Here is a 3,404-nt window from a genome sequence, read left to right on the forward strand (position 1 = left end):
GGGACAGGCACTCCGGGACCCACTTGAGCATCATTTTGTGTTTAAAATATCTCATTTTTTGGGACAAGTGGGTCCCGGAAGAGCCAGTCCCCATGCCACATGCAAAGCGCTAAACAGATACGTTTCTCATAAGACCTGAAAATTATCCCATTGTCTGCTGACCGGTGATTACATCTTGTATTTGGTATCATCCAGATTGAACTTTTCCAGTATCTCGGCCCATTTCTTTCCCTCTTCATCGTCCAGTACCACCTGGTATTCACCCTGTTGCTCCTTCATGATGTCCTCAAGAATTTTCTGGCGGACCATTATGGGTGCCTTGGCTCTCACAGCCATGGCTATGGCGTCCGATGGCCTGCTGTCGATGCGCAGTATTTTTTCTTCCTGCTGCAGTACCAGCACAGCGAAATAAGTGGACTCCTTTATTTCGGTTACTTCCGCATGCAGCAGGTGGGCATTCAGGTTGTTCAACGTGTCCAGGAAAAGATCGTGGGTCATTGGCCTGGGCATGCTCATGCCCTTGAGGGGTATCGATATGGCCATGGCCTCCAGTGCCCCTATCCAGATGGGCAAAATATACTTGTCCTGATCATCTTTTAGTATCACTAATGGCATGTTGGTCTTTTCATCCATGGCCAGACCGAATATCTCCATTTTAATCAGCATGTTACCACCTCTCCACTCAGGGAATGTTTGTGGGCCCTGACAATGGCGACCCGGAGCACCTCTCCGGTGCAGTCCCGGTCCCGGGGCAGGTGTACATGAACAAGCCTTCCGCCGGGGTCCCGGCCGGTCCATGAAACAGTCCCTGGAGGGCCTTGTTTTTTGCTCTGACTTTCAATAAGCACCATTTCTTCTTGTCCAACCCGTTGAGCAAGTCTGTCACGGGTCAGAGAGCCTTGCAGGCTTTGCAGCCTGTCCAGCCTGTCGGCCTTGATCTCATCGGGGATCTTGGGATGCATCTTCTCGGCGGGTACCCCTGGACGATCAGAATATTTAAATGAAAAGCTGCTGTCAAAACCCACCTTTTCCACCAGATCCATGGTCCTTTGAAAATCGGCATCCTTTTCCCCCGGGAATCCCACGATCAGGTCCGTGGTCAGGGCTATATCCGGGCAGCTTGTCCTCAGGCAATCCACAATGTGCGTGTAGTCCCCGCTGGTGTACCTGCGACCCATGGAAGCCAGAATCCTGTCTGAGCCGGACTGCAGGGGCAGGTGCAGATGCGGGCAAAGTGCGGGCAGCTCTCCAAAGGCGCGTATCACCTCCCGGTCAATGTCCTTGGGGTGAGAAGTGGTAAATCTGAGCCTTTCCAGGCCCGGCAGACCAGCCACCCTTTTCAGCAGCTCTGCAAAAGAAATCTCACTACCATTTTTATCCTGGCCGTAACTGTTAACATTTTGACCAAGCAGGGTTATTTCTTTGCACCCCCGGGAAACCAGCTCAAAGCATTCATTCAGGATATTCTGCGATGAGCGGGATTTCTGACTGCCTCTGGTATAGGGGACGATACAGTAGGCACAAAAATTATCACAGCCCTGCATGATATTTACAAAGGCCTGAGCCGGAGAACTGTCCGGCCAGCATTCCGGTCTCTCGGGGTAATGGTCCTGAAAATCCAACAGGCTGATCTTGAGGTGCCTGTCTTCCAGAAGCCGCCTGATGCACTCGGGGACCATGACCAGGCCGTCGGTGCCGAACACCAGGCGCACAAACGAAAAACGCTCCAGAAACCCCATTCCCACCTGCTGGGCCACGCAACCGCCTACTCCGGCAAAGACATGAGGCTTCTCCCGGATATATTCCTGCAGCCTTCCCAGGAGACTGTATATTTTGTGCTCCGGCTTTTCCCGGACGCTGCAGGTGTTGATCAGGAATATATCAGCCTCTTCCTCCACGTTGCAGGGCTTGAGGCCCATGGCCTGCAGTGAACGGTCCAGCCACAGGGAGTCGCTGACATTCATCTGGCAGCCAAAAGTAAAAATATAATAGTTCATCTTTTAAGGATTATCACGCCGCTGTAAATAGTCAATGCTCTTATTCTGGAACCTGCTCAGGCGCTTAGCACAAATTTCGGAACAACATGTTCGTTTATTGGGTTGCGGGCATGGTCCGCGTTAGATCAGGTACTTATTAATATTACTATAATCAAACTCATCATCCTGCAGAACATTCTCCATAAACCTGAAAAGGCTCGCACGGATCTCCCTGGAATGACCCGGGTACCACTTGGGGGAAGCAATCACCAGGGCCCTGAAGACATAAAAAGGTGCTGCAGCCTGCAGCACCTCCCTGTCCCCGGTCTCTTCCAGGTAAGTGTCCCACATGGTTCTATAAAGGCTCTCGAAGTCGCCTTTCAAGGCAGGACCGCTGTAAAGAGAGTACAACAGATAGTTACTGGTCATGGTGGTGATGTCGTCGGCAGGCTCTCCCCATTCTCCACGACTGCGGTCCAGCACCCGGAAATCCCCATCTGGCTGAACAAGTACATTCCATGGATGAAAATCGCCATGTACCGCGGATAACCGGTGAGTGTAACGACTGAGTTTCCAGCGCCAGGCTATGAGCCTGCATTCCAGGGCCTGAAACCTTTCCGGAGGAAACAAATCATAAGGATGGGGGTAGGAATCCACCAGGCCGAAGATGCATTCCGAGGCTCCGATAAGATTTCTGATACGGCGCAGGTAAAGATCCGGATCATCCAGTCTTTGGCTGTGCAGGCGGGCCATCCAGCGCGAAAACTCTTTGGTCAGCTCCAGGTCGCTTTGCTCCACTCCCTGTTTTTTTATCTGCTCCAGGTCCAGAAAATAATCGTACCCCTGGGCCATTTCATGCAGGATAAAGAACTCCCTGGGCTCAACAACAGGGACCAGGTTGTCCTTTTTATCCACATATCCAAAACCCAGGGAGCGCACATGCTTTTCCATGCTTTCCCCGGTCTCGTACTGGAACATGAGGATGCCCGCCCGGTCCCAGTAAAACTGATGACCGAAGCTGTCCCCGCGCATAGTGGAAAGTACGACCTGCTTTTCCTCTCCATCAAGCTCAAACCTGACGTGCAGGGGCTTGCCGTACCCGAACTCCTTCATGCCCTGCTTGCCGGCAGAGCTCATCTCCCCGGCCTGAATGAGCCTGGCCCCAGGCCCGAACTGCTTCTGCAGATAATCCTGCAGGCTGCTCACCTCAATTTGCAGGGACGGACTTCTGTCTTTTGTACTGGACATGTTTCACCTCTCCGGAAGTCAAAAAATAAGTATCGCAGCAGGCGTTTGGTGACTTACTTCTGAAACCCTGTCATAAAAAACAAGAAAGTTTGAACCACGCTTTCAGCGTGGCAGGCCCGGCGCAAAGGACACAAAGGAAGAAAGCACAAAGGGTTTTGGTTTTTCATTTGCCGGGAAGAC

Annotated in this window: 3 protein-coding genes; all 3 read right to left on the reverse strand. The window is 52.1% G+C overall.

The features are described 5' to 3' along the window. Positions 1–168 precede the first annotated feature (168 nt). The 3 genes from QZP87_RS11525 to QZP87_RS11535 all read right to left on the reverse strand — a co-directional run bounded on the left by QZP87_RS11525 (position 169) and on the right by QZP87_RS11535 (position 3,224). Positions 169–666: a bifunctional nuclease family protein gene (locus QZP87_RS11525; RefSeq protein WP_291323072.1), complete on the reverse strand. Its 498-nt coding sequence runs from the start codon at positions 664–666 to the stop codon at positions 169–171. Then, positions 660–1,997: a tRNA (N6-isopentenyl adenosine(37)-C2)-methylthiotransferase MiaB gene (gene miaB / locus QZP87_RS11530; protein ID WP_291323073.1), complete on the reverse strand. Its 1,338-nt coding sequence runs from the start codon at positions 1,995–1,997 to the stop codon at positions 660–662. Before miaB ends, QZP87_RS11525 begins: the two co-directional genes overlap by 7 nt. Before the next feature lie 120 nt (positions 1,998–2,117). Beyond that, the gene (locus tag QZP87_RS11535) at positions 2,118–3,224 is read right to left on the reverse strand and encodes a phosphotransferase (RefSeq protein ID WP_291323074.1); all 1,107 of its coding nucleotides are present in this window, start codon (positions 3,222–3,224) and stop codon (positions 2,118–2,120) included. Positions 3,225–3,404: the final 180 nt, after the last annotated feature.

Source organism: Desulfonatronospira sp. (assembly GCA_003563255.1).
In the GTDB taxonomy this organism is placed as follows: Bacteria; Desulfobacterota; Desulfovibrionia; order Desulfovibrionales; family Desulfonatronovibrionaceae; genus Desulfonatronospira.